The sequence below is a fragment of the Streptomyces sp. SID5469 genome, from assembly GCF_009862865.1.
In the GTDB taxonomy this organism is placed as follows: Bacteria; Actinomycetota; Actinomycetes; order Streptomycetales; family Streptomycetaceae; genus Streptomyces; species Streptomyces avermitilis.
Genome location: NZ_WWIN01000001.1, coordinates 6199889 through 6225446, shown reverse-complemented (window position 1 = coordinate 6225446; position 25558 = coordinate 6199889). Strand labels below are relative to the sequence as shown.

Genomic DNA, 25558 nt, shown 5'->3' with positions numbered 1-25558 from the left:
TTGCCTTGCGGGAATCGTTTGTTACCGTGGACGTGACACCGGCTCGATCCAAGCCCCCGGGCCCAACCTTCGTCGCTACGAGCGACCACTTGCCGCGAGGCGAGCATGGCGGGTCGGTGTCGTAACGTGGCGGAGGCCCACACCATTTGATGGTGTGGGCCTCTTGCTGTCGGCCGGTCCCGGCACCCCCGGGCTGTCGGCCGGTCCCGGCACCCCCGGCGGTCCCGGCCGCCGCTCAGTCCCGCAGCAGGTCCGGCACCCCGCTCGCGTCCGGCTCGTCCCGGTCTCCCGAGACCACCGTCAGCTGCTGCGTCGCGCGGGTCAGGGCGACGTACAGGACGCGCAGTCCGGCCGGGGACTCGTCGGCGATCTCCGCCGGCGAGACGACGACCGTCGCGTCGTACTCCAGGCCCTTCGCCTCCAGGCTGCCGAGCGCCACCACCCGGTCGCCGAGCCCGGCGAGCCAGCGGGCCGCCTCCTCGCGACGGTTCATGGCGACGACGACGCCCACGGTGCCGTCGACGCGGTCGAGCAGCCGTGCGGCCTCCTCCCGGACCGTCTGCGCCAGCGAGCCCCGTACGACCCCGAAGCGCGGCTCCACGCCCGTGGAGCGCACGGCGGCCGGCGACTCGGAGCCCGGCATCGCGAGCGCCAGCACCTTCGCCGCCAGCTCCGCGATCTCGGCGGGGTTGCGGTAGTTGACGGTGAGGGTGAAGCGGCGGCGGGGACGGCTGCCGAGCGCCTCGTCGCGGGCCTCGGCGGCCTCGTCCGGGTCGGACCAGGACGACTGGGCGGGGTCGCCGACCACGGTCCACGTGGCGTGCCGGCCCCGGCGCCCGACCATCCGCCACTGCATCGGCGTGAGGTCCTGCGCCTCGTCGACGATCACATGCGCGTACTCGGTGCGCTCCTGCGCGAGGCGCTCGGCACGTTCGCGCTGCGACTCCTCGCGTACGGGCATCAGCTCCTCGAGCCCGGTGAGGTGGTCGAGGGGGTCGAGTTCGCGCCTCTTCCGGGGGCGGGCGGGCTGGCCGAGGATCGCCTGCAGTTCGTCGAGCATGGCCACGTCGTGCACGGACAGCCCGTCGCGCCGGAGGGAGCGGGCCACTCGGCGCACCTCGCCGGGGTTGAGGATGCGCCGGGCCCAGCGGCCGAGGCGCCGCTCGTCGGCCATGGCGGCCAGCACGCCCCGCGGGGTCAGCTCGGGCCACCAGGCGTCGAGGAACCCGATGAAGGAGTCCTCGGAGGTGACGTCCTCGTCGAAGGACGAGCGCAGTTCGGCGGCCAGCTCGGGGTCGTTGTGCCGGGTGCCGGCGCCGGAGTGCGCCCAGAGGGCGTCCAGGAGCAGTTTGCGGGCGCGCGGACGCAGCAGGTTGACCGGAGCGGTACCGCTGAGGGCGGTCTCCCGGATCCGGTCCAGCTCGCGGGCCTCCAGCTCCAGCCGGCGCCCGAAGGCGACGACGCGGAGCCGGGTGGGCGGCTCGGCGGGGGCCTGGTGGCCGGTGTCGTCGTCGCCGAAGGCGAGCTGCTCGGCGTCGGCGAGGGGGCGCTCCGCGCTCGCGGAGGACCGGCCGGCGCCGCCCGTCCGCGAGCCGTTGGCACCGGCGGAGGACCCACCGGCGAACTGCCCACGGGTGGCCGGCCCAGCGACGGACGGACCCAGCTCCAGCGCGCCCCGGGCGGCCTTCCGCAGCACCTTCAGCATGCGGTGCGAGCCCTTGGCGCGGGCCACCGACGGGGAGTCGTACAGGGTCGCCTCCGCGCCGTCGACCAGGGAGCCGATCGCGCGGATGGCGACCTGGCCCTCCTCGCCGAGCGACGGCAGGACGCCCTCGGTGTAGGCGACCAGGAGCGGGGTCGGGGAGACGATCAGGATGCCGCCCGCGTATCTGCGGCGGTCCTGGTAGAGGAGGTAGGCGGCGCGGTGCAGGGCCACCGCGGTCTTGCCGGTGCCGGGGCCGCCCTCGACGTACGTCACGGAGGCGGCGGGGGCGCGGATCACCAGGTCCTGCTCCGCCTGGATCGACGCCACGATGTCCCGCATGGTGTGGCTGCGGGCCTGGCCCAGGGCGGCCATCAGGGCGCCGTCACCGATGACGGCCAGGGGCTCGTCGTTCAGCGACGCCGTCAGCTCGGGGCGCATCAGGTCGTCCTCGACGCCGAGGACCTTGCGCCCCTTGGAGCGGATGACCCGGCGGCGTACGACGCGCCCGGGGTCGACCGGCGTGGAGCGGTAGAAGGGGGCCGCGGCGGGTGCCCGCCAGTCGATGACCAGCGGCGCGTACTCCGCGTCGAGGACGCCGATGCGGCCGATGTGCAGGGTCTCGGCGATGTCCGCCGTGTTGTCGTCCCGGACGACGCCCTCGGCGGGCTCGACGGCCGTGTACGCCCCGTCCGGGCCCTTCTTGCCGTCCTTGCCGAGCAGCAGGTCGATACGGCCGAAGAGGAAGTCCTCGAACTCGTTGTTCAGGCGGTTGAGGTGGATCCCCGCCCGGAACACCTGGGCGTCGCGCTCGGCGAGCGCCCCCGGCGTACCGACCTGGCCGCGCTGAGCTGCGTCCTGCATCAGGAACTCCGCCTCGTGGATCTTCTCCTCGAGACGGCGGTACACCCGGTCCAGGTGCTCCTGTTCGACGCTGATTTCCCGGTCTCGTACGGAATCCTGAGCGGAGTCCGATGCCGAGTCCTGGACGGAGGACTCGTCGACCGGGCCGAACGCGGTTTCCTGTTGAACCTGAGCGGCCACCGGGCCCCCTTCTGACGTGCTGGGCAGCCGTCAACCGTACGCGAAGGGGACCCCTGGAGGCTACGTGGCAGTGCCGAGTTCGCTCACACGTTCACTTCGACGAGCCGCTTGCCGTCGAAGGTCATGACCTCGAAGTGGTCGATCTCGTTGGGCTTGAAGGCCGCGCCGCCGTGGACGTAGAGCGGGTTCTTGGCCTGTTCGGTCTTGGCGTCCTTGATGCCGTAGCCCCACTTCGGGACCGCCCAGGACGTGACCGTCTCACGCTCGCCGTTCTTGCCGACGGCGATCAGGGAGCACTTGAGCGGGCCCTTGACGTTCTTCAGCTGGAGGACGGAGTGGGTGCCCCAGTCCTTGGAGTCCATCGCGATCACGGCGTTGACCTTGGTGCTCGAGTCCGTCGCCGAGATCTTCTTGGACATGTGCATGAAGGCGTCCTTGGCGGGGCTGGTGGCACTGGCCACCGGCTCCTTGCCGCCGCCGTCGCCGTTGACCGCCATGACGACCAGCGGACCGCCGATGATCATCGCGGCCGCCGCCGCCAGCATGAAGAAGCTGCGCCTGCGCTTCAGGGCGCGCCGCTCGGACACCTCGTCGACCAGCCGCTCGGCCAGCCGTGGGCTGGGCCTGGCGGACAGGGACTCGCCGATGGCAGGGGTGCCCTGGGAACTCGGCAGGTCCGCGAGCGCGGCCAGCATCGGTTCCATTCCGGCGAGGTCGTCGAGTTGCTGGGCGCACCAGTCGCAGGTGGCGAGATGCGCTTCGAAGGCGGTCGCCTCGGCGTCGTCGAGGATGCCGAGGGCGTAGGCGCCGACTGTTTCATGCACGTCGCCCGGCCCCTGTGCTCCCGCTGTTCCGCGCGCGGACCCCGGACCTCCGGTTCCGCTTCCATATCCCCCGTACATGTTCATGCCGTCACCCCCCGCTCCTCCAGAGCCAGCTTCATCGACCGCAGGGCATAGAAGACCCGCGAGCGCACCGTTCCACTGGGGATGCCAAGCGTCTCGGCCGCCTCATTGACCGTACGCCCTTTGAAGTACGTTTCGACCAGGACTTCCCTGTGAGCAGGGGTCAGGTCGTCCAGCGCGTCCGAGAGTGTCATCAGCCACAACGCCTTGTCGATCTCGTCCTCCGCGGGGATGACCTCCAGCGGCGACGGGTCCACCTCCTGCGGCCGGGCCTGCCGGCTGCGGTGGCCGTCGATGACGATGCGCCGGGCGACCGTCACCAGCCAGGGGCGTACCGAACCGGTCGCTCGATTGAGCTGGCCGGCGTTCTTCCAGGCACGGATGAGTGTTTCCTGTACAACGTCCTCGGCGCGCTGCCGGTCTCCGGCAACCAGTCGCAACACATAAGCAAGGAGGGGACCCGCGTGTTCCCGGTACAGCGCACGCATCAGCTCCTCGTCCGGCTCGGGAGACGGAGAGGAAGAGGACGGAGACATGCGATGTCGGGCCCTGGACCTTCGTTCATCAGCCACGGCGGAATCCTTACGCACGCCCACCTCCGGTGTCCGGGGGTTCCCCCAGTCATTCGCTCGTCACTGGGTACGCGGACGGGCCCGCCCGTGTTCAAAGTGAGACCAGAAATTTCTTGGGTCAGGTGTGGAACGGGCCTCTACGGGGCATGCATTTCGCCCCCAAGGGGACATACGGCCGCCCACCAGGGGAGACCCGTTTCACAGCCGACGGAGATTTCACTCTCAGGCTTGGCTCGATGATGGTGTGAACTTTTGACTTGACTTCGGTGGAGGAATTGTCGAGAAGATCCTTCTCGACGCCCGCCGGCGCCCCTCCGCCTGTCCGGAAAGCCGCCCAACCACGTGCCCTCCAGGGGCACATGAGCGGATGCACCGATGCGCACACTGCCCAAGGTTGCACCTTATGTACGCGCGTGCGCCCTGGGCTTCATCGACGGCGAGCGACGTCACACCGGCACCAACCCCGCCCGCCGGGACGTGTTCACGCCGGTGTCGGCCCCGCGGGCAATACACCTAGGCCCGGGCCAGTGCCGCGCGGCGGCGGTGGCGGGCCACTCGTTCGCGGTTTCCGCAGGTCTCGCTCGAGCACCAGCGGCGGCGTCGGCCACGGGACGTATCGAGGTACACGAGGGGGCAGTTGTCCCCTTCGCAGTGGCGCAGGCTTGCCCGGGCGGCCGGGTCCGTGAGCAGCTCGACCGTGTCGCGGGCGATCGCGGCGAGGAGTTCCCCGCACCCGGGCGCGGCCGGCAGTCGCCGTACCAGCACCCCGTCGTCCGCGCGCACCGCGCACAGCGGAGGCGGCGAACCGAGCGCGACCGCGTTGACGCGCGCCAACGCCGCGTCCACCGGCCGCCCTTCCAGCTCCCCGTGCACCAACTGTCCGATCTGTCCGCGCAGTTCGCGGAACCGGACGGGCCAGGAGGCGTCCGCCTCCGGCAGTGGCGTGCCCGGTGGTACGAGCCCGGATCCGGTGGCCCACGCACGCAGCCGGTCCGCCGAGTCGAGCCGTTCCTCGGGGTGCGTGGTCGCCAGCAGGTCCAGGCAGATCCGCCCGGAGTCGAACCGCAGCTCGTACGAGGCCGTGGCCGTGCCCGATGCCATGTGCCTGTCACCGCCTTGGGGTTACCGCCGGAAGTGAGCGGTCGGTGAGATCAGCCGGAGGAAAGGCGCCCGGGGGTGCCTCAGGGTGCGTACTCCCTACAGTGCCCGCCCGCGCCCGCCACCGGAAGCCCCGATACCGGCCCCGGTCGCGGCCCCGCTGTAGACGTCATGGACGGCGTGGACGCCCGCTTATGCGTCCGCGCGCCTCAGCCATGTCCCGTGCGCGGCCACGGCGGTTGACTTACCGGCATGACACAGAACAGCACGGGGCGGCGTACGACCGCCGGAGGTGTACTGGGTGCGGCCACGGTCGCGACGGGCCTGATCGCCGGGGTCTTCTACGTGTTCGCCTGCGCCGTGATGCCGGCCCTGGCCCGCAGCGACGACCGCGTCTACATCGAGGTCATGCAGAACATCAACGACGTGATCCAGAACCCGGTGTTCTTCCTGAGCTTCCTCGGCGCGCTCGTGCTCTCGGCGCTCTCCGCCTGGCAGTTGCGCGGCTCGCCGGGCCGCTGGTGGGTGTTCGCGGCGCTCATCGCGTACGCGCTCGTGTTCCTGTTCACCGTCGTCGTGAACATCCCGCTCAACAACGACCTCGCGCACGCCGGCGCCCCGGCGGGGGTCGCCGATCCGGCCGCCGTACGCGCGAGGTTCGAGGGCCCGTGGGTGGCGTGGAACGTCGTACGGGCGCTGCTGTCCACGCTCGCGCTGGCCCTCCTCGTCCGCGCGCTGTTCCTGCGCGGCAGGGCTCACGCGTCGGCGTACTTGGCGTCCGCCGCCGGGTCGAGGGCGAGCCGGTAGCCGCGTTTGACCACCGTCTGGATCAGCTTGGGCGCGCCGAGTGCCGTGCGCAGCCGGGCCATCGCCGTCTCGACGGCGTGCTCGTCCCGGCCGGCCCCCGGCAGCGCCCGCAGCAGCTCGGCCCGCGCCACCACCCAGCCCGGCCGGCGCGCCAGGGCCCGCAGCAGGGACATCCCGGCGGGCGGTACGGGCCGCAGCGCTCCGTCGACCATGACCGCGTGGCCGCGGATCTCGACGCGGTGGCCGGCGATGGGGAGTGTACGGGCCCGCCCGGGCAGCTCCTTGCACAGCAGTTGTACGAGGGGGCCGAGCCGGAAGCGTTCGGGCTGGACGGTGTCGACGCCCCGGGCCTGGAGCGGCAGCGCGGTGACCGGGCCGACACAGGCGGGCAGCACGTCGTGGTGGAGGGCGGCGAGGACGTCGGACAGCAGCCCCCGCTCCTCCGCCCGGGACAGCAGGGACGCGGCGGCGGGCGCGCTGGTGAAGGTGATCGCGTCGAGGCCTCGGGTGACGGTCGCGTCGAGCAGCCGGTCGACGGGCGTGATGTCCTCCGGCGGCATCCACCGGTACACGGGTACGCCGACGACCTCCGCTCCCCCGGCCCGCAGCGCCTCCACGAAGCCGGGCAGCGGCTCGCCGTGCAGCTGGATGGCGACACGGCGACCGTCGACGCCTTCTTCGAGCAGCCGGTCGAGCACCTCGGCCATGGACTCGGAGGAGGGCGACCACTCCTCCGTCAGCCCCGCGGCGCGTACGGCGCCCTTGACCTTGGGCCCGCGGGCCAGCAGTTCGACCCCCCGCAGCCGCTCGATCAGATCCTCGCCGAGACCCCACCCGTCGGCGGCCTCGATCCACCCCCGGAACCCGATCGCGGTCGTCGCCACCACGACGTCCGGGGCCTGTTCGATGAGTCCCTTGGTGGCGGCGAGCAGTTCGCTGTCGTCGGCGAGCGGCACGATCCGCAGGGCGGGGGCGTGCACGACGGAGGCACCGCGCCGCTGGAGCAGCGCGCCGAGCTCGTCGGCCCGACGTGCGGCCGTCACGCCCACGGTGAACCCGGCGAGCGGTCCGTGATCTTGTTGAGCCGGTAGCTGCTGTTCGTCGTACATGCGTCTGGCTCTCGTCCCGCTCGAGTCGGTGCGCTTACGTGCCGATCGAGCCTGTCAACGGTGCGTGACAGGCTCGGTTCGGCTTCATGTCAGCGGTGTTACGTCACACCTCGACATAGCTGAGCTGCGGCTTCGCCCCGGAGGCGGCGGTGGCATGGGCTTCGGCCCCGGCCTGGCGGCGAAGGTATACGGCCCAGGTGACCGCGAAGCAGGCCGCGTAGAAGGCGAGGAAGGAGACGAAGGCGCCGGTGCCGGAGCCCACGCTCAGGAACGACTGCCGGAAGGCGAGGTTGATGCCGAGCCCGCCGAGCGCGCCGACGGCTCCGATGAGCCCCATGGAGGCGCCGGACAGCCGGCGTCCGTAGGCGGCCGCCTCCTCCCCTTCGAGTCCCTTGGCGACGGCCTTGGCGTGGAAGATCCCGGGAATCATCTTGTACGTGGACCCGTTGCCGAGGCCGCTGAGCACGAACAGCGCGATGAACGCGGTGGTGAACAGCGGCAGCGACTTCTGCATGGACGCGATCACGATGACACCGGTGGCCGCCGCCATGCCGACGAAGTTCCACAGCGTGATCTTCGCGCCGCCGTAGCGGTCGGCGAGCCAGCCGCCCACGGGCCGGATGAGGGAGCCCAGCAGCGGGCCGATGAAGGTGACGTACGCGGACTGCAACGGCGTACGGCCGAACTGCGTCTGCAGGACGAGACCGAACGCGAAGCTGTACCCGATGAAGGACCCGAACGTCCCGACGTACAGGAACGACATGATCCAGGTGTGGGCGTCCTTGACGGCTTCCCGGGCCGCGCCGGTGTCGTTCTTGAGGGACGCGATGTTGTCCATCTTCACGGCGGCGAGGCCGGCGGCGAGCACGATGAACGGGATGTAGATGCCCAGCAGTACGCGCGGGCCGCCACTGGCCCCGATGACGGCGAGCCCGACCAGCTGCACCACCGGCACCCCGATGTTGCCGCCGCCCGCGTTGAGCCCGAGCGCCCATCCCTTCTTCCTGAGCGGGAAGAAGGCGTTGATGTTGGTCATGCTGGAGGCGAAGTTGCCGCCGCCGATACCGGCGAGCATGGCGCACACCAGGAAGGTGGTGAACGAGGTGCCCGGCTCCATCACCACGAAGGCCGCGATGGTGGGGATGAGCAGGAGGCTCGCGGAGACGATGGTCCAGTTCCGCCCGCCGAACAGGGCGACGGCGAAGGTGTAGGGGACGCGGACGATCGCGCCGACCAGCGTCGCCATCGACACGATGAAGAACTTGTCGGCGGGGGTGAGCCCGTACTCGGGTCCCATGAACAGCACCATCACGGACCACAGGGTCCAGATGGAGAACCCGACGTGCTCGGACAGCACGGAGAAGAGCAGATTCCGCCGCGCGGTCTTCTCCCCCTTCTCCTCCCAGAAGGCCTCGTCCTCCGGATCCCACTCCTCGATCCAGCGGCCTTTCCTGCTCGGCGGACTCGCTGCGGGGGCTGTGCTCGGGGCTGTCATGACGCCTCCACGGTTCTCCGGGGCTCGGTGCTCGTGCTCGGTGCTATGTGCTCGGTGCTCGGTGTCGCGCAACGAGTGACGATCCCGAAGGTAGGGAGACCGCGTTTCGGGGCTGTGGCTGTGGGTGACCGGGTTGGAACGTTGCTCTCACGCGGGAGCGGGGGCGTCGGTGAGGACGCGCCGGTGACGCCGGGACCGTAATCTGAAGTGCTCGGCACACTCGCGCGCCCTCAGCCGGAGCTCCAGCGGTCACAGCACAGGAGGAACCATGGCCGGTCAGTTCGAGGCAACCGTCGAGATCAGCCGCCCCGTCGAGGAGGTTTTCGCCTTCCTCGCCGACGGCAGGAACGACCCCGAGTTCAGCCCCCGGGTGCAGGAGATCACGAAGACGCCGGACGGCCCGACCGCCGTGGGCACGGTCTTCACGAGCACGGTCAAGGACGCCGGTATGAAGACGGGCCGGAAATTCCGGATCACCGAGTTCGAGGCGCCCCGCAGGATCCGCTGGACGGAGATCTCGAAGAACGTCGTCACGGCGGACGAGGGCGGCTACGACCTGGAGTCCACCGGCGCGGGCACGACCCGCGTGCGGATCTTCAACGTCCTGGAAGGCCACGGCGTCGGCAAGCTCCTGGTGGGCTTCGCCCTGGGCGCGGCCCGCAAGGACGCGAACGCGTTCGGACAGCGGATCAAGGCGGCGGTGGAGGCGTCCTGAGGGCCGTTCCCTGAGGGCCATTCCCTGATCGCCGCGGGTTCAGAGGTCTCAGTAGCTGAGAGCTTCTTCCCCGGGCGTCCCCCAGACGGTGCCGGCGAGCGGGGAAATGTAAATGATCCGATCCCCGGATTGTGTCGAGAATTCGAAGCTCGTGGAATATCTCCCTTCCGAGGTGGAAACGGTCCGGCAGTGCCCCAGCACTTCCCTGCCCACCCGTCTCAACTGCCGGTCGACCCATAGCGGTATCAAGCCGAACCAGAAGAGGAAGGGGACCGGGAAGGCAACCAGAAACAAGCACACCCATGCCAGAGCGTCCATCCGAAAATCATGGCACGCCCCACCAGCCTCAAGGAGGCCTACATCGCGGGTCGTTCCGTTCGGCGCGGTGCGGTTCTCAACTACGGGCCAGTCCTTCGACTACGTCGATGGCCCCGTTCCGCAGCGGCTCGACACAGTGCGGTTGGACTCGCAACTCCGGCAGGCCGACCCTCACCATGTTGACGATCAGCCAGGCCTCCCGCCGGCGGAAAGGAGTGCCGGCGCACCCATGAAAACGCGCCATCCGACGGGAGGTTCGGCCAGGAAGACCGAACGCGCGAAAACTACGGCGGATCCCACGAGGACGGACTGGAAAATCGACATGAAGGCGGACGGCCCCTGATAGCACCGTTTCCTTTGCGCAAAACCTTCGAGCAGGATCCCGAAGACGATGCCGAACGGCCCGAGGACCAGCGCACCTCGGCCACCGCATTCATTGCGTGGCCCGCAATGACTCCACGCTACGGCCGTGATCAGGGCCAGCGATACGCCCCCCCATGCCGCCACCCCGTACGCGCCGAACGACCCCAGCCCCCCCCCCCCCCCCCCGGACCGCCATGATGCCTCGCGTCTTGGGTTTCACCGTTCGGCCCGTCACCGGAGGCGACCGAAGGCGGGCGGCCCGGCCGGGCGGGACAGGGACCTCCTCGCCCGGACCGGGGGTCAGACCTGGCGGGCCCGGGGCCTGCCGCGCTTCTTCCCGTTCGGCCACAGCCGTGGGCCGCGTTTCGCCGCGATGTCCTCGATCCAGCCGAACGCGAGGATCGCGAGGCCGATCAGTGGCCAGACCAGCACGAACATCCAGAACGTGTAGGTCGAGTCGAGTGCGGCCACCGCCTGCTCGTTCTGCATGAAGGGAAGGTCGTAGGCCCGGTCGATGAGCGGACCCGTGGCCATGATCAGCATGTTGTGCCACAGGTAGATCGTGACCGCGCGGTTGTTGGACAGGGTGACCAGCCTGTCCCACCGGGCGAGCCGGCCCGGCAGTTCCTGCCACGACGGGGAGTACTGGAGCAGGATCGCCACGAAGCCGAAGGACCAGGTCGCCTGGGCCAGGGGGATGTCGTTCAGGTCCCAGCCCTCGGGGCCCTGGTGACCGGACGCCCACCACAGCCCGAACGCCATCAGGAGGGTGGCGCAGGAGACCGCCGCATAGCGCGGGATCCGCCGGAGCACCCCCTCCTGGTGGGCCAGACCCAGGACCCAGCAGCCGCCGTACACGGCGAAGTCGGTGACCGCGTTGCCCGTTTCACCGGGGATGGTGACCAGGCCCGTGCCGAGCACCGCGGTCAGAGCGAGCGGGGCGAGCAGCGTCGCCCACGGCACGCGGCGCAGCGCCCACAGCAGCAGCGGGGAGGCGACGACGAACCACAGATACGCGCGCAGGTACCAGAGCGGGCCCACCGCCTGCTCCGCCCAGGTGCTCTCCAGCAGCCCGGAATCGGAGCCGAGGGACCAGGGGTAGGGCGGGGCGCCGACCGGGACGAGATAGTCGAACAGTTCGACCACACCCCAGGTGCCGCCGAGGTCCGGGTCCTTCGCCGGGTTCCAGCCGCCCGCGAACATCAGGGTCAGCAGCACCGCGCTGAACGCCCACAGGGGAGGCAGGAGTCGTCGGATCCGCCCCCTGATCACGCTCGGTGCCGGGCGTTTGAGCGAGCGCGCCATCAGGGATCCCGCCAGCGCGAACATCACGCCCATGGACGGGAACAGGATGGTCAGCCATGCCCAGCCGAACAGGTGGTACACCACCACGCGGACCAGCGCCAAGGAGCGCAACAGGTCGAAGTAGCGGTCCCGGCCTGGCCTTTGGGGAGCGGCCTCGGGGGACGGGGCGGGAGCCGGGGCGGGAGCCGGTACCGGTACCGAAGCCGGTACCGATGCCGATGCCGATGTCGCCGGGTATTCGTGCGCCGTCATCCGACCGGCCTCCGTTCGCTCTCGCTCCCCGCCGTCCGCTGCTGCGGAATGGATCCCGGCGCCTCCACCACGCCCGTGCGCCGCAGCTTCTGCCAGCGCAGCCGGCCGCCGACGAGCGCGGTGATCCAGGACTGGAGCAGGACGACGTACATCAGCTGCCGGTAGAGGATCTGCTGGAGCGGAAGCGACACCAGGTGGGTCATCCGCTCGCGGTCGAGCCGGAACGCGTACGCCGCGCAGACCGCCTGGACCGCCAGGACGCCGAGCCAGGCGAGGACCGTCTTCTGGGTGGGCCCGAAGATCACTCCGTACAGCAGGAAGACGTCGATCAGCGGCGCCAGCAGCGGGGCCACCACCATGAACAGGGCCACCAGCGGCAGCCCCACCCGGCCGAAGCGGCCCGACGGGCCCCGTTCGACGAGCGCGCGGCGGTGCTTCCAGATCGCCTGCATGGTGCCGTACGACCAGCGGTAGCGCTGCGACCACAACTGCTGCACGGATTCCGGGGCTTCGGTCCACGCGCGGGCCTTCTCCGCGTACACCACCCGCCAGCCGTCGCGGTGCAGTGCCATCGTGATGTCGGTGTCCTCGGCGAGCGTGTCGTCGCTCATGCCGCCGACGCGTTCGAGGGCGCTGCGGCGGAAGGCGCCGACGGCTCCCGGGATCGTCGGCATGCAGCGCAGGAGGTCGTACATCCGGCGGTCGAGGTTGAAGCCCATCACGTACTCGATGTGCTGCCAGGCGCCGATGAGGGAATCCCGGTTGCCCACCTTCGCGTTGCCGGCGACCGCGCCCACCCGGGGGTCGGCGAAGGGCTGGACCAGCTCGCGGACCGTCGCCGGTTCGAAGACCGTGTCGCCGTCCATCATCACGATCAGGTCGTGCCGGGCGTTGGCCAGGCCTCGGTTGAGGGCGGCGGGCTTGCCCGCGTTGTGCTGTCTGACCACCCGTACGTCCGGCAGCCGCAGGCTCTCCACGAGCCGTGCCGTGCCGTCGCTCGAACCGTCGTCGACGACGATCACCTCGACCGGGTGTTCGCTCGCCGTGAGGGAGCGGACGGTGTTCTCGATGCACTTGGCCTCGTTGTACGCCGGGACCAGCACCGACACCGGTTCGGTGACCGGGGCCGGTCCCCAGCGGAAGTCCGGGCGGCGCACCCTGCGGGCGTGCGTGCCCGACAGGAGGAGCATCAGGCCGAAGCGGGTGAGGACGAGCCCCCCGATCACGGCGAGCCCGACGACCAGCATGCCGGTGATGCGGTCGGCTGCCTGGACCAGGAAGATCCACGCGTTGCCCTTCCACCGGTCGACGCCGGTGACCGGGGTGTGCGCGCTGGGAGCGCCGAGCGCCTCGGACAGGTTCTCGAACTCGTAGCCCCGTCGCTGGAGTTCGGGCAGGAACCGGTCGAGTGCCTGCACGGTCTGGTGGCGGTCGCCGCCGGAGTCGTGCATCAGGACGACGGCGCCCTTGCCGCCCCGGGGAGTGGCGCGGCGGATGATCTCGTCGACGCCGGGCTTCTGCCAGTCCTCGCTGTCGGTGTTGTTGACGACGGTGATGTAGCCGCGGGTGCCGATGTACTCGGTCACCGGCCAGGACTCGTTGTCCATGGCGTCGGCGAAGGACGAGTACGGCGGGCGGAAGAGGGAGGTGCGGATGCCGGCGGCGCCGGCGAGCGCGAGCTGGTTCTGGGACAGCTCCCAGTCGATGCGCTTCTTGGACTGGTAGGCGAGGTCGGGGTGGTTGAAGGTGTGCACGCCGACCTCGTGGCCCTCGGCCACCAGGCGCCGTACGAGGTCCGGATGGCGTGAGGTCATGGTGCCGGTGACGAAGAAGACCGCGTGCGCGTGGTGCTTCTTGAGGACGTCGAGGACCTTGGGCGTCCACTGGGGGTCGGGGCCGTCGTCGAAGGTGAGGACGAGCCGGTGGTCGGGGAGGCTCAGGCTGGTCGTACGGCCGCCGCGGGTGTCGATGACCGGTCCGCCGTCGAGGATCTTCTCCGGCACCTGGTCGGTGGCGGCCGGGGGCCGGATGCGGTGGTCGGCGAGGATCTCGCTGTGCACGAAGCCGCGGAGCATCAGCATCGCCATGACGGCGAGCAGGAGGAGCGAGGGCAGCAGGAACCGCATGGGCAGCCGACGGCGGCGGGCGTCCGGGGCGGTCGGGGCGTCGGGGGCGGCCGGTGCGTCGGGCGCGGGAGGACGGCCGGTGCGGGGCCGGTTGGTGCGGGGCCGGTTGGTACGGGGTGCCATCAGAGCACGGACTCCGAGGGTGAGGGGCCGGCGGCGGGGGGCTCCCCTGACGGCTGTCCGACGGGGCCGTTCGCGACGGGGGCGTTCTCGACGGAGCCGTTCGCGACGGGGACATTCCCGGCGGAGCCGTTCGCGACGGGGCCTGGGCCGCCGGTCGCCGTGGACGGGGACGGGTCGGGGGTGACCCCGCCCGAGGGTGTGGGGGCCGGCGATGAGCCGTCGACCGGGTCGGACGGTCCGGGGGCCGGATTCTTGGTGCTGCTGCTGCCCGGCTTCGGCTTGGCGGTGCTCGCCGACGGCCGGGGGTCGGTCGAGGCGGCCGGGGCCGAGACTCGGGCCGAGGGTCCGTGCGTCGAACCGGCACCGCCCTTCGACGGCCTCTTGCCCGCGTCGCCCGTCGCGCCGGCGCTCGGAGGGAAGGCCGCCGGCGCGGACGGGTGCGCCCGGTGGCTCGGCGGCGGGGAGGTGTCGACCCGGGCGGCCGGTGTGTCGTCCTTCTGGCGGGGCACCGGCAGCCAGGGCGCGTTGGAGTTGCCCGACAGGAGCGTGGCGACGATGACCACGGCGTAGACGGCGCAGGCGATGCCGACGACCATGCCGAGCCTGCGTAAGCGGCGCCTGCGGCGACCGGACTCGTCGACGAACACCGGCCCGTCGGAGTCCTGGCCACCATCGCCGACCAGACCGCCGCCCCGCTCGACCAACGGTTCGTCCAACTGTCGTCCGCTGCCGTCGAGTTGGACGGTGACCTCATGGGGGTCGTGGCTGTGCCCGGGGGCACCGGACCGTTCCCAGACGGTCGACGGGACCGTGGGCCGCGATGGGGCGACGGGCACGTGATCCACCTGGTCCACGTGGCCCGAAGGGGGCGTGGGAACGCGCTCGGGCTCCCGGCCGGGGTCCAGGACGCGATCGCGGTCGGGCTCGGCGGCCGTTCGGGGGCGGGGCCCGGCCGCGGAACCGGCGCTTGCGCCGGCGCTCCGCCCGATGACGGACCCGACACTCCGCGCGATCACGGACCCGGCACTCCGCCCGGTCACCGACCCGACGCTCCGCCCTGTCCCCGACCCGACGCTCCGCCCTGTCCCCGACCCGGCGTTCGACCGACCGCTCGCCCCGGCCGTCAGCCAGGCCGCCGTTGCGCCACCGGCTTCCGGCCAGACGACCGGCTCGGGCCCGGCGGCCCGGCCCGCGACCACCCGATCGAGCGGGTCGGTTCCCCGTCCGCCCGACGGGTCGGTCTCACGTCCACCCGTTGGGTCGGTCTCACGTCCGCCCGACGGACCGGATTCCCGTCCGCCCGACCGATGGGATTCCCGTCCGCCCGACGGACCGGTTTCACCGCCGGGCGGCGAATCGGCTTCACGTCCGGGCGACGGATCGGTCTCGGGCCCGAGCGGCTGGTCGACGCCCCGGCGATCACGTTGGGCGCCTTTCCGCCAGTTCTTCACGCGCACGTACATCCCCCCACGGGACAAATAGCGGGCGCGCGCACGCCTCCGGGCCTGCGTACATTTCATCGAACCGGGACACCACCCGACCGAAGCGCCCCTTTTATCATATGATGCCCGGACCGCGAATGTAGCGCGCTGGGGCACCCGGTACAGGGGAAGTCAGCTGCGGTTCATCATGATGAGTGCATCCCTGGCCGGAATCCACCCTTCCGCGGGCCGCAGCAACCATCCTTCCTCGGTCGCCAATTCGGTCGCCGCACACCGGAGCGCATCGATGCCGGGATGCGTCACCCCCTTGCGCCACACGAGCGACACGGGCGACAGCGGGACGGGGTCGACGAGGGGCCGCAGCACCGCGTGCGGCATGGCCGGGAAGTCCACCACGGCGAGGACCGGGCACCGCGTCTTGGCCATGATCCGCTCGAACTCCTCGGGCCCGAGCGCGAGCGGAGCGGGCGGCGCGACCTCGATGCCGCGCCCCTCGAAGAGCAGACGGGCGAGGTCGGTCCATTCCGGCGTCCGGGGATTTCCGGCACCCGCGTACACCGTCTCGCCCGCGAGCGCGTCCAGCGGCACCTCGTCCAGCCCGGCGAGCCGGTGGTCCTCGGGCAGGATGACCGCCATCGGCTCGTACCGTACGGGCTGTTGTTCGAGCCGGGACCGGAGCGCCGGGTCGAGTCCGGCGAACCGCCCGAACGACGCGTCGATCCGCCCCGCGAGGATCTCGGCGGCGGCGCCGGTCAGACCGCTCTCGAAGCGGGCCATCAGCTCACTGTCGGGGGCGAGTTCGCGGGCCCGGGCCAGGATGCGGGTGCTGAAGAGCCCCGGGCTGTTGACGTCGACGAACAGCGGCCGCCCGGCCTCGCCCCGGCCGAACGCGGCGAGCAGCGCGTCCTGTGCGGCCAGCACGCGGCGCGCGTACGGCAGCAGGCGGGTGCCGTCGGCGGTGAGGGTGACCTGGCGCGTCGTCCGCAGGAACAGCTCGGTGCCGAGCTCGCGCTCCAGTCGCCGGATGTCCCGGCTGAGGGCCTGCTGAGCGACGTACAGACGGACGGCGGCGCGGGTGAAGTGCAGCTCCTCGGCGACGGCGACGAAGGCGCACAGAAGGCGGGGGTCGACGGACATCCGGCGAACTTACAACTCAAGTGCGTCAATCGCACCGGAGTAAGTGTTGGACCGCAGGTCAGGACGCGGGCGACGGTTACCTCATGCCGCAACCGTCCTCCTGCGAAGCCCCCTCCCCGCCCCTCTCCACAGCCCCGCCCCCGCCCCCGTCCCGCAACCCCTACCTACGTCTCTTCACCGTCCCCGGCACGCGTGCCTTCACCGTCGGCAATCTGATCGCCCGGCTTCCCATGGGCATGTTCAGCGTGAGCGCGGTCGTCATGATCGCCGGTTCGCGGGGTTCGTACGCGCTCGCCGGTGCCGTCACGGCGACGGGTCTGGCGGCGACGGCCCTGGTCGCCCCCTTGATCGCCAGGCTGATCGACCGCCATGGTCAGGCGCGGATCGCGGTACCGGCGACGGCGGTCGCCGCGCTCGGCTCGCTCGCGCTCCTGCTGTGCGTGCGCTACGGGACCCCGGACTGGACCCTCTTCGCCGCGTACGCCGCCACCGCCACGACGCCGAACACCGGGGGCATGTCACGCGCCCGCTGGGCCCATCTCTTCAAGGGCGACCCGGCGGCCGTACACACCGCGAACTCCTTCGAACAGGCCGCGGACGAGCTGTGCTTCATGCTGGGTCCGGTGCTCGCGGCCTTCCTGTGCGGGACGTTCTTCCCGGAGGCGGGGACGCTGGTGGGCGCCGTCCTGCTGATGTCGGGCGTCCTGGTCTTCGCGGCGCAGCGTTCGACTCAGCCGCCACCGGGGGGACGTACGAAGGCCAGGTCCCCCCTGCGGTCCCCCGGAATGCCCCCGCTCCTCCTCGGCTTCCTCGCCATCGGCGCGGTCTTCGGGGCGATGGAGGTCGTCACGATCGCGTACGCGGACGCGCGGGGCCACAAGTCGGCGGCGGGTGTCGTCCTCGCGCTCCAGGCGGCCGGTTCGTGTGCGGCGGGACTGCTGTACGGGGCGCTGAAGCCGGCCGGTCCCGCCGAGCGGCGCTATCCGTGGTGCCTGACCGCGATGGCGGCACTGCTGATCCTGCCGCTGCTCGCGGCGCGGCTCACCGGCTCGCTGCTCGCGCTGGCGGGCGCGCTGCTCCTCGCCGGGATGGCGACCGCCCCGACCATGGTCACCGCCATGACGCTGGTGCAACAGCGCACCCCTGAAAGCCGGTTGAACGAGGGCATGACGCTCGCCGTGACCGGGCTCCTCGGCGGGATAGCCTGCGGTTCGGCGACCGGCGGGTGGGTGGTGGAGCAGGTGTCGGCGACAGCGGGGTACGGCGTGCCGGTCGCGGCGGCCGCGCTGGCACTGCTGATCTGCCTCGCGTCTCCTGCGGTGCGCGCCAGACGGACCATGCGCGTCAGACGGGCAGTACGTACCAAGCGGGCAGTACGTACCAAGCGGACCGAACGTGCCAAGCGGACCGAACGTGCCAAGCGGACCGAACGTGTCAGGCGAACCGTGCGCGTCAAGAGGACCGCGGGCCCGACGACCGGGGGATGACCCGGCACCGGGCCGGTCCCTTGGCCAGCAGGGTGATCCCCGCCCCCAGCGGTACCTCTTCCTCGCCCACCGCCTCGAACTCGAACTCCCGGATCAGCACCGCGAGCCCCAGGACCGACTCCAGCATCGACAGATGCTGTCCGATGCAGGCGCGCGGACCGCCGCCGAACGGGAACCAGGCGTACCGCGGACGGCCCGCCTCCGCCTCCGGGGTGAAGCGCTCGGGGTCGAACCGCTCCGGGTCCGGCCAGTAATCGGGGTGGCGGTGCGTGACCCACGGGCTGACGAAAAGGTCGGCGCCGGCCGGAATGCGTACCCCGTCGACCTCCGCGTCCGCGACCGCGCGGCGGCCGATGACGGGCGCGGACGGGTACAGCCGCATCGCTTCCTTCAGCACCATCGTCAGATACGGCAGCGCCTCCATGTCCGCCGCGGTGGGCGCCCGTCCGCCGGGTCCGCCCAGGACGCGGTCGGCCTCGTCCCGTACCCGCCGCTGCTGCTCGGGGTGGCGGGCGAGCAGGTGCAGGGCGAAGGCCAGCGCGGTCGCGGTGGTCTCGTGGCCGGCCAGCAGGAAGATGAGCACCTGCTCGCGGAGTTCGGCGGCGTCGAGGCTGCCGTCCTCGGCGTTCCCGGCCCGGACGAGAAGGGTGACGAGGTCCTCGCCGCTCTCCTCCCCGCCGTCCCCCTCGTTCTTCCGGTTACGGCGGCTGTCGATGATGCCGTCGCAGAGCGCGAACAGCTCCGCCTGGGTGCGCGCCGCACGGCGGTTGGCGGGCGTGGGCCACGTGCGAGGCGTCCTGACGGGCGCGAGTCCACGTTTCAGCGCGTACTCCTGGAGCAGGGGCAGCGTGCGCTCGATCACCTCGAACGTCGTCTCCATGTCCGTCCCGAACAGGATCCGGCCGACGACGCGCAGGGCGAACCGGTGCATCTCACCGACCAGTTCGACGCCGCCGCCCGGAATCCCGCGCCAGGCCTCGGCCAGACCGGCCGCCTCGTCGGCGACCTGCCCCGCGTAGCCGTCCACGCGGCGGCGGGTGAACAGCGGCTGGACGAGGCGGCGCTGGCGGAGGTAGGTGGCGTCCTGGCTGGTGAGCAGTCCGTTGCCGACCGAGTCGCGCAGTTCCCCGTAGAAGACGTTGTCCTTGCGGAAGTTGCCGGATTCCGTCGCCAGGACCTGCTGGGCGCCCTCGGCCGAGAACACGGCGTAGATGTCGGCCCGCAGCCCCGGCGGGCCGGCCCGGAACCGCACCACGTCGCCGTGGTCGCGGCGGGCCCGCAGATAGGTGGCGAGGGGGTCGTTCAGCAGGTCGTTCATGGAGCCCAGCAGCGGGTGTCCCGCCACGATCGGCGCCTGCGCCGCACCGGCGGCCGTCACTGCTGCCATGTTCTGCCGCCTCCCTGTGAACCGCACACCTGCGCGAGTCACAGTAGTCCGACGGGTGACAGGAGTTGAGGCGGCGCGCGGCGACGAGACCTCGTCGCCGCGCGCCGCGTCTACCGCTCGCGCCCGTCGAGAACCTCCCGGATCACCCGCCGCGCATGGCCCGCCATGACCGGGTTCGTGTCCCGGTAGTAGCGCAGTTCGACGAGGGCGATCGACAGCGCCCAGCCGCGGCCGCGCGCCCAGGACGCGTCGTCGGCCGCCACGGCTGCGCGGAAGGCCTCCCGTACGTCGCCCGGCAGCACGTACCACGCCACGATCAGGTCGACGGCGGGATCGCCCAGCCCCAGGCACCCGAAGTCGATGACGGCGCCGAGCCGCCCGCGGTCGACCAGCACGTTTCCCGGTTGCAGGTCCGCGTGGATCCAGACCGGCGGGCCCGCCCACACCGGGGCCCGCAGAGCCGTCTCCCAGACGGCTCTCGCCGCGTCGGCGTCGACGACCCCGCGCAGCTCCTCGATCGCCTCGCGCGTCACGGTGTCCCGCACCGCCAGATGCTCGCTGCGGTAGGAATCGGGCCCGCCCGCGGGGTCGACCCGGTGCAGCGCATCGATGAACCCGGCCAGGTCCTCGGCCAGCAGGCCGGGTGCGACGAGGTGCCCGACGTCCGGTGTCGCACCGTCCAGCCAGCGGTAGACGGACCACCGGAAGGGGTAGTTCCCGGCGGGCAGCCCCTGGCCCAGCGGTACGGGCACGGCGACCGGAAGCCGCGGGGCGAGCCACGGCAGCCAACGGTGCTCCTTCGCCACGTCGCCCTCGGCCCCCGCACGGCGCGGCAGCCGTACGACCAGGTCCGCGCCGAGCCGGTACATGGCATTGGAGGTGCCACCGGAATCGACCGCCTCGACGCCAAGGCCCGCCCACCGCGGAAACTGCCCGGCGACCAGCCGCTGCACGAGGACTACGTCGATATTCAGTTCGTCGGTACGCATCGCGGCGAGCCTACTGTCGGACCGCTCGCCCATCGAAGCGGGGCGAGGTGGCCATCCGCGAGCTGGGCTACCGGCTGCACGCGGGCTCCCGGGCGCTGGGGCCAGCAGCAGGCGCCACGACCAGACGCGCTCCTGCTGACCCAGGAGGAGGGCACGGAGGGACTGCGCAGGGTCGCGGACACGGTCTCGTCGACGCCCTGATCGTGATGGATGTGCAGTTGAACGATCCGCACCTGCCCTTGCTGCGGGCGCTGGACCGGCCGTCCGTGATGATCGGGTTCCCTTCCCGGCCCGCCGGACCGACCTGCATCGACCTCGACTTCCGGGCGGCGGGCGAGGTGTGCGTGGAGCAGCTGGCACGGCTCGGGCACCAGGTCGTGGCCCTCGTCAGCCCGCCGCCGGAGGTATACGTGCGCGAGACGGGGGTCGCCCAGCGTGGTGCAGGGGTTCACGGCAGCCGCCGACCGGCACGACCTGTCGTCCTCGGTGCACCCCCGCGAGGCCGCGCCCGCCGCCGCCCGCCGGGTCGCCGAGCAGCCGCTGCGGGAGCGGCCCGCGCTCACCGGGGTCGTCGTGCACAACGAGCCCGTCCTGAAGCCGCTGATCGACGCCTCGAACAACTCGGCCTGGGCGTTCCGGGCGACCTCTCCATCACGGCAATCTGCCCCGACGAACTGGCGGAGAGCGCCCGCATCCCGCTCACCTCGGTCGCTCTCCCGTCCGCGGAGGTGAGCGCGGGGGGCCGTGGACCTGCTGATGCGAAAGCTGTCCGGCGCACCGGTACCCGCGGCCACACTCCTCGCCCCCACCTGACAGAGCGGGCCAGCACGGCACCCCGGCCCTGACCGTCCCGAGGAGCCCTGGGCATGCATGAGGCCCGCACTCGGGTGAGCGCGGGCCCCTGTGATGCGTTCAGTGAGACGGCACCGACGCCGGCGGCGGCTCCTCTTCGACCAGGAACTCGACGGAGTCCACCAAGAACTCACCGTAGTGGAGGGCGGATCCGATGGCCTGCATCCTTGTGTACTGGTGCGGAGACAATGATCGGTCAGAGGCGTTGACTATGGTGCTGAGCAGCACCCGGAACGCCAGGTCCGGAGTGCAGCGGCGAGCGCAGTCGACGAGCGCCTCGCGCACCTCGGTGTCCAGGAACTCCGCCCGCTCGACCTCAGCGATGACGGCGTCCTGGCACGCCCAGCCGTCCTCCGTATCGGCTCCGGTGAGCGGGCGTACGTCCGCCTTCGCGGCCAGCCGGGCATCACACAGGCCGATGACCGTCCGCGTCCACTCCGATCCTGAGGTCCCCTCGAAGCTCGCCATGTACTGCGCTCCGGCGTTCCACAGCACCTCGAGCGTCTCCGAAGGGAGGTTGTCGAGGAGTGTCCGTGCATCGCGACGGACTGCCAGTGCCAGCTCGTCGGCCGATTCCGAGAGGTGTTTCGCGACGACGTCGGCGGCCGTGGGCCCGTCGTAGGTCCAGTCCTGGTGGAAGAAACTCATCACCCACGAGGCACCGAAATCGAATGCGGTGAAGCGCTCCACTGGATGTCACCTCCTTATATCGGGTAGCAGGTTTGCACGTAGTAGCCGAAGGGATGCTTCCCCGCTGTACTCGGCACCCTCACGAGCTTGATGAAGAACTGGTTGCCTGCTGCCGCGCTGGGCCTGCCAGTCGACGGACGGACGCGGCGACCGTCAGGACCCGGAACAGGACCCGGAACAGGACCCGGCGTCTGGTCGAGCAGGGCGCGACGCCCCCCGTGTGCCCCCGGAGGGTCACGCGCCGCCACTCGGGCCGCGGCATCGTCGCCGCCTTCCGCATCCGGAGTCGGCGCTGACGTCTCGGCGCATGACAAAGGCCCCGTCGCTCGAAAGCGACGGGGCCTTGCCCACATGGGATGTGGAAGTCCGGGAGGACCTCCTGATCGTGGAGATGGCGGGAATCGAACCCGCGTCCACCGGTGCAGAATCAGGGCTTCTCCGTGTGCAGTTCGCTGCGATTTTCTCGGCCCCGGCGATCACGCGAACAAGTCGCCGACGGGCCCAGTCACTGTTTGATTTCCCATCGAACCCCGTGACCGGGCTCGATGGTTTAGTCCCCTAGATTATGCCAGGGTCCGGGTCGGGAACACTCCCGGGCTGACACCCATTAAGGGTCCCTCACTCACTGCTTATTAGGCAGCGAGGGCGAAGGACTGGGAATCGCTCTTGGTATTGGCGATTATTTTTTGCGACATATGGTTTACGAGATCATTGCCGCTTCCTCGACACGCTTCCCCTGCTTCAACAGCCGCTGTCGAAACCGATCATCCCCATGTTGATTTTTCAAACCGCTCCGCACCCGCTGTGAGGTGCAGAGCCCATCGTACGTGACCAACGCACGACGATGCCAGCCTATTCCCGCGGGCCGACCGCCCTACTCGCCCCGCTGCTTGCGCTTGGCCGCCGCGATCGCCCGGTCCGACTCCCGCCGGTCCTGCTTCTCCCGCAGGGTCTGCCGCTTGTCGTACTCCTTCTTACCCCGTGCCAGCGCGATCTCGGCCTTCGCGCGACCGTCCTTGAAGTACAGGGCGAGGGGCACGATCGTGTGACCCGTCTCCTCGGACTTCGACGCCAGCTTGTCGATCTCCTCGCGGTGCAGGAGCAGCTTCCGCTTGCGGCGCACGGTGTGGTTGGTCCACGTGCCCTGGCTGTATTCGGGGATGTGGGCGTTGTGCAGCCACGCCTCGTTCCCGTCGATCTGGACGAAGCCGTCGGTCAGCGAGGCGCGTCCCTGACGCAGCGACTTCACCTCCGTGCCGGTGAGCACGAGCCCGGCCTCATAGGTGTCGATGATCGCGTAGTCGTGGCGCGCCTTCTTGTTCTGCGCGACGATCTTGCGCTTGCCGTCCTTGACCTTGCCGGAGGCTCCCCCGCCCTGCTTCGGCTGGGACTCTTTCGGTACGTACATGCCCTTACTCATAGTGCTGGCCATTTTCGCACTACAGGGGGGTCGGAGGGAAAGCCGATTACGAAGGATCTCCGAGACCGCTCAGCACGGTCCCGGCCCGCTCCAGCGCCTCCGTGTCCGCCTCCAGGTCGGGGGTGATGCCGCGGCCGTCGACACTGTGGCCGGAGGGGGTGCGATAGTGCCCCACGGTCAGCTCGGCGACGGAGCCGCCGGGCAGCCGGCTCGGCATCTGGACCGAGCCCTTGCCGAAGGTCCTGGTGCCCACGACGACCGCGCGCCCGCGGTCCTGGAGAGCGCCGGTGAGCAGCTCGGCCGCGCTCATCGTGCCGCCGTCGACCAGTGCGACCAGGGGCCGCGTGGTGTCGGCGCCGGAGTCGGCGTGCAGGGCGCACTGCTCACCGTTGACGTCGTACGTCGCCACCAGGCCGCCGTCGAGGAAGGCGGACGCGGCGGTGACCGCCTCGGTGACCAGTCCGCCGGAGTTGCCCCGCAGGTCGAGGACGATCCCGTCGGCGTGGGGCGCGTCGGCCACGGCGGCCCGTACGCGGTCGCCGGAGCCCTTGGTGAACGCGGCGACCTTGATCACGGTGACGTCGTCGGCGAGCCTGCGCACGGTGACGGGGTCGGTGGACAGGCGGGCGCGGCGCACGGTCTCGTCCCACGCGTGCGTGCCGCGCGCCAGGCCGAGCCGGACCCGGGTGCCGGCGGCCGCGTCGCCGGCGTCGCCGCGCAGTAAGGAGACGACATCGGTGACGGGCTTGCCCGCGACGTTCTCGCCGTCGACGGTGCGCAGCCGGTCACCCTCGCGGATCCCGGCGGCGGCCGCGGGCGAGCCGGACTGCACCCGGCTCACCTCGATACGGCCGTCACGTTCGCGCCGGGCCCACAGGCCCACGCCGGTGTACTGGCCGTCGAGGGCCTCCTCGAACTCCTCGTACTCGCCCTGGGAGTAGACGGCGCCCCAGCGGTCGCCGCTGCGGCTGACCGCGCGCTCGGCGGCCTCCACGGGGGACTTGCCGTCGGCCGCGGCCTCGGCGGCCGCCTCGGCGACGTCCTCGCGGTGGCTCGCCGGGGCCGGGCGGGCGGAGGAGGCTTTCCGGCCGGAGTCGTCCGGTTCGTCGAACGAGCCGGTCGCGGCGCCCGCCACGAGGACGCTCGCGAAGAGCAACGTCAGGGCCGCCCCGCGGCCGAAGCGGCGGGGTTCACAGAACGGGTCGGGGCCTGACATGCCGGTGAGTCTAGGACAACACGAAGGGCCGTACGGTCTGTTGCCCGTACGGCCCCCTTGGCGTGCGTCACACCTTCAAGTACTTGCGCAACGCGAAGAACGCGGCGAGCCCGGGCATCAGCACACTCGCGGCGAGGATCAGCGGCAGCTTGGTCAGCACGGCGTCCCAGCCCACGAAGTTGATCAGGTTCAGCTTCTCGGACAGAGCCATGCCGTGGTCGATGGTGAAGTAGCGGCCGACGACCAGGAAGAGGCAGGCCACACCACCGCCGATCAGACCCGCGACGGCCGCCTCCATGATGAACGGCGCCTGGATGTAGAAGCCGGAGGCGCCCACGAGCCGCATGATGCCGGTCTCCCGGCGGCGGCTGAACGCCGAGACGCGCACGGTGTTGACGATCAGCAGCAGGGCGACGATCAGCATGAGCGCCATCAGCGCGAGCGCCGCCCGGTTCATCAGGTTCAGCAGTCCGAAGAGGTTGTCGAGAATGCCCTTCTGGTCCTGCACCGACTGCACACCGTCACGGCCGTCGAAGGCGGTCGCGATGACCTGGTACTTCTCGGGGTCCTTCAGCTTGATGCGGAAGGACTCCTGCATCTGGTCCGGGGTGAGCGAGCTGGCCAGCGGGGAGTCGCCGAACTGCTCCTTGTAGTGCTTGTACGCGTCGTCGGCCGACTCGGGCGTCACCTTCTCGACGACGGGCATCTTGTCGAGGTCGCTCTTGATCTGCTTCTTCTGCTCGGTGGTGACCGCCCCCTTGGCACAGTTGGGGTCGGACTCCGCGTCGCTCTTGTTGCAGAGGAAGATCGAGACGTTGACCTTGTCGTACCAGTAGCCCTTCATCGTGCTCACCTGGTCGCTCATCAGGAGCGAACCGCCGAACAGGGCGAGGGAGAGGGCCACCGAGACGACGACCGCGAAGGTCATCGTCAGATTGCGACGGAGACCGACACCGATCTCCGACAGAACGAACTGGGCGCGCATGGCGTCTGGTCAAACCTTT

At 70.8% G+C, this 25558-nt stretch carries 19 protein-coding genes, 1 other RNA gene and 2 pseudogenes; 5 read left to right on the top strand and 17 right to left on the bottom strand.

Annotated elements, in window-relative coordinates; translation table 11 throughout:
• Window positions 1–235 precede the first annotated feature (235 nt).
• The 4 genes from GTY58_RS26775 to GTY58_RS26760 form a co-directional block, all read right to left on the bottom strand.
• On the bottom strand, window positions 236–2773 hold the full coding sequence (locus tag GTY58_RS26775) for a UvrD-helicase domain-containing protein (RefSeq protein ID WP_237529545.1): 2538 nt from the start codon (window positions 2771–2773) through the stop codon (window positions 236–238).
• 56 nt (window positions 2774–2829) lie between these two features.
• Entirely contained in the window at window positions 2830–3654 is an 825-nt protein-coding gene (locus GTY58_RS26770; RefSeq protein WP_037649900.1) for a zf-HC2 domain-containing protein, read from the bottom strand.
• On the bottom strand, window positions 3651–4247 hold the full coding sequence (locus GTY58_RS26765; protein ID WP_010986528.1) for a sigma-70 family RNA polymerase sigma factor: 597 nt from the start codon (window positions 4245–4247) through the stop codon (window positions 3651–3653). Before GTY58_RS26765 ends, GTY58_RS26770 begins: the two co-directional genes overlap by 4 nt.
• A 489-nt stretch (window positions 4248–4736) precedes the next feature.
• Complete coding sequence (locus tag GTY58_RS26760) at window positions 4737–5324, bottom strand: CGNR zinc finger domain-containing protein (RefSeq protein WP_010986527.1); 588 nt, start codon at window positions 5322–5324, stop codon at window positions 4737–4739.
• A gap of 249 nt (window positions 5325–5573) precedes the next feature.
• Between GTY58_RS26760 and GTY58_RS26755 the strand changes: the two genes are divergently transcribed.
• Complete coding sequence (locus tag GTY58_RS26755) at window positions 5574–6128, top strand: anthrone oxygenase family protein (protein ID WP_010986526.1); 555 nt, start codon at window positions 5574–5576, stop codon at window positions 6126–6128.
• Here GTY58_RS26755 and GTY58_RS26750 read toward each other — a convergent pair.
• A complete protein-coding gene (locus GTY58_RS26750) occupies window positions 6077–7237 on the bottom strand; it encodes a uroporphyrinogen-III synthase (RefSeq protein WP_010986525.1) in 1161 nt (386 codons plus the stop codon). The genes GTY58_RS26755 and GTY58_RS26750 overlap by 52 nt on opposite strands.
• A gap of 103 nt (window positions 7238–7340) precedes the next feature.
• Window positions 7341–8732, bottom strand: a complete 1392-nt coding sequence (locus GTY58_RS26745) for a nitrate/nitrite transporter (protein ID WP_010986524.1) — start codon at window positions 8730–8732, stop codon at window positions 7341–7343.
• Window positions 8733–9000: 268 nt separating this feature from the next.
• Here GTY58_RS26745 and GTY58_RS26740 point away from each other — a divergent pair, with 268 nt between their 5' ends.
• On the top strand, window positions 9001–9447 hold the full coding sequence (locus tag GTY58_RS26740) for an SRPBCC family protein (protein ID WP_010986523.1): 447 nt from the start codon (window positions 9001–9003) through the stop codon (window positions 9445–9447).
• Window positions 9448–9811: 364 nt separating this feature from the next.
• Window positions 9812–9916 (top strand): annotated as a pseudogene (locus tag GTY58_RS40900) (transcriptional regulator); the annotation flags it as partial.
• A gap of 512 nt (window positions 9917–10428) precedes the next feature.
• Here GTY58_RS40900 and GTY58_RS26735 read toward each other — a convergent pair.
• The 4 genes from GTY58_RS26735 to GTY58_RS26720 all read right to left on the bottom strand — a co-directional run bounded on the left by GTY58_RS26735 (window position 10429) and on the right by GTY58_RS26720 (window position 16513).
• A complete protein-coding gene (locus GTY58_RS26735; RefSeq protein ID WP_010986521.1) occupies window positions 10429–11685 on the bottom strand; it encodes an acyltransferase in 1257 nt (418 codons plus the stop codon).
• Complete coding sequence (locus tag GTY58_RS26730) at window positions 11682–13811, bottom strand: glycosyltransferase (protein ID WP_037651653.1); 2130 nt, start codon at window positions 13809–13811, stop codon at window positions 11682–11684. Before GTY58_RS26730 ends, GTY58_RS26735 begins: the two co-directional genes overlap by 4 nt.
• A gap of 122 nt (window positions 13812–13933) precedes the next feature.
• Window positions 13934–14770 (bottom strand): hypothetical protein, encoded by an 837-nt coding sequence (locus GTY58_RS26725; protein ID WP_137951708.1) that lies wholly within the window; start codon window positions 14768–14770, stop codon window positions 13934–13936.
• Window positions 14771–15547: 777 nt separating this feature from the next.
• Window positions 15548–16513, bottom strand: a complete 966-nt coding sequence (locus tag GTY58_RS26720; protein WP_010986518.1) for a LysR family transcriptional regulator — start codon at window positions 16511–16513, stop codon at window positions 15548–15550.
• An 83-nt stretch (window positions 16514–16596) separates the two neighbouring features.
• Here GTY58_RS26720 and GTY58_RS26715 point away from each other — a divergent pair, with 83 nt between their 5' ends.
• Window positions 16597–18000: an MFS transporter gene (locus GTY58_RS26715; RefSeq protein WP_078234506.1), complete on the top strand. Its 1404-nt coding sequence runs from the start codon at window positions 16597–16599 to the stop codon at window positions 17998–18000.
• Here the strand turns inward: GTY58_RS26715 and GTY58_RS26710 are convergent.
• Both GTY58_RS26710 and GTY58_RS26705 read right to left on the bottom strand, forming a co-directional pair.
• A complete protein-coding gene (locus GTY58_RS26710; RefSeq protein ID WP_010986516.1) occupies window positions 17966–19387 on the bottom strand; it encodes a cytochrome P450 in 1422 nt (473 codons plus the stop codon). The two genes, GTY58_RS26715 and GTY58_RS26710, sit on opposite strands and share 35 nt — an antisense overlap.
• Before the next feature lie 110 nt (window positions 19388–19497).
• Window positions 19498–20376 (bottom strand): aminoglycoside phosphotransferase family protein, encoded by an 879-nt coding sequence (locus GTY58_RS26705; protein ID WP_037651660.1) that lies wholly within the window; start codon window positions 20374–20376, stop codon window positions 19498–19500.
• A gap of 35 nt (window positions 20377–20411) precedes the next feature.
• Here GTY58_RS26705 and GTY58_RS26700 point away from each other — a divergent pair.
• A pseudogene (locus GTY58_RS26700) lies at window positions 20412–21221 on the top strand (LacI family DNA-binding transcriptional regulator); the annotation flags it as partial.
• 67 nt (window positions 21222–21288) lie between these two features.
• Here the strand turns inward: GTY58_RS26700 and GTY58_RS26695 are convergent.
• From GTY58_RS26695 to ftsX, 5 genes are all read right to left on the bottom strand, one after another.
• Window positions 21289–21918 (bottom strand): contact-dependent growth inhibition system immunity protein, encoded by a 630-nt coding sequence (locus GTY58_RS26695; RefSeq protein WP_010986513.1) that lies wholly within the window; start codon window positions 21916–21918, stop codon window positions 21289–21291.
• A 383-nt stretch (window positions 21919–22301) separates the two neighbouring features.
• Window positions 22302–22690, bottom strand: a transfer-messenger RNA (tmRNA) gene (gene ssrA, locus GTY58_RS26690).
• Window positions 22691–22792: 102 nt separating this feature from the next.
• Entirely contained in the window at window positions 22793–23326 is a 534-nt protein-coding gene (smpB, locus tag GTY58_RS26685; protein ID WP_010986512.1) for an SsrA-binding protein SmpB, read from the bottom strand.
• 58 nt (window positions 23327–23384) lie between these two features.
• On the bottom strand, window positions 23385–24554 hold the full coding sequence (locus GTY58_RS26680; protein ID WP_010986511.1) for a S41 family peptidase: 1170 nt from the start codon (window positions 24552–24554) through the stop codon (window positions 23385–23387).
• Window positions 24555–24621: 67 nt separating this feature from the next.
• A complete protein-coding gene (gene ftsX, locus GTY58_RS26675) occupies window positions 24622–25539 on the bottom strand; it encodes a permease-like cell division protein FtsX (RefSeq protein WP_010986510.1) in 918 nt (305 codons plus the stop codon).
• Window positions 25540–25558: the final 19 nt, after the last annotated feature.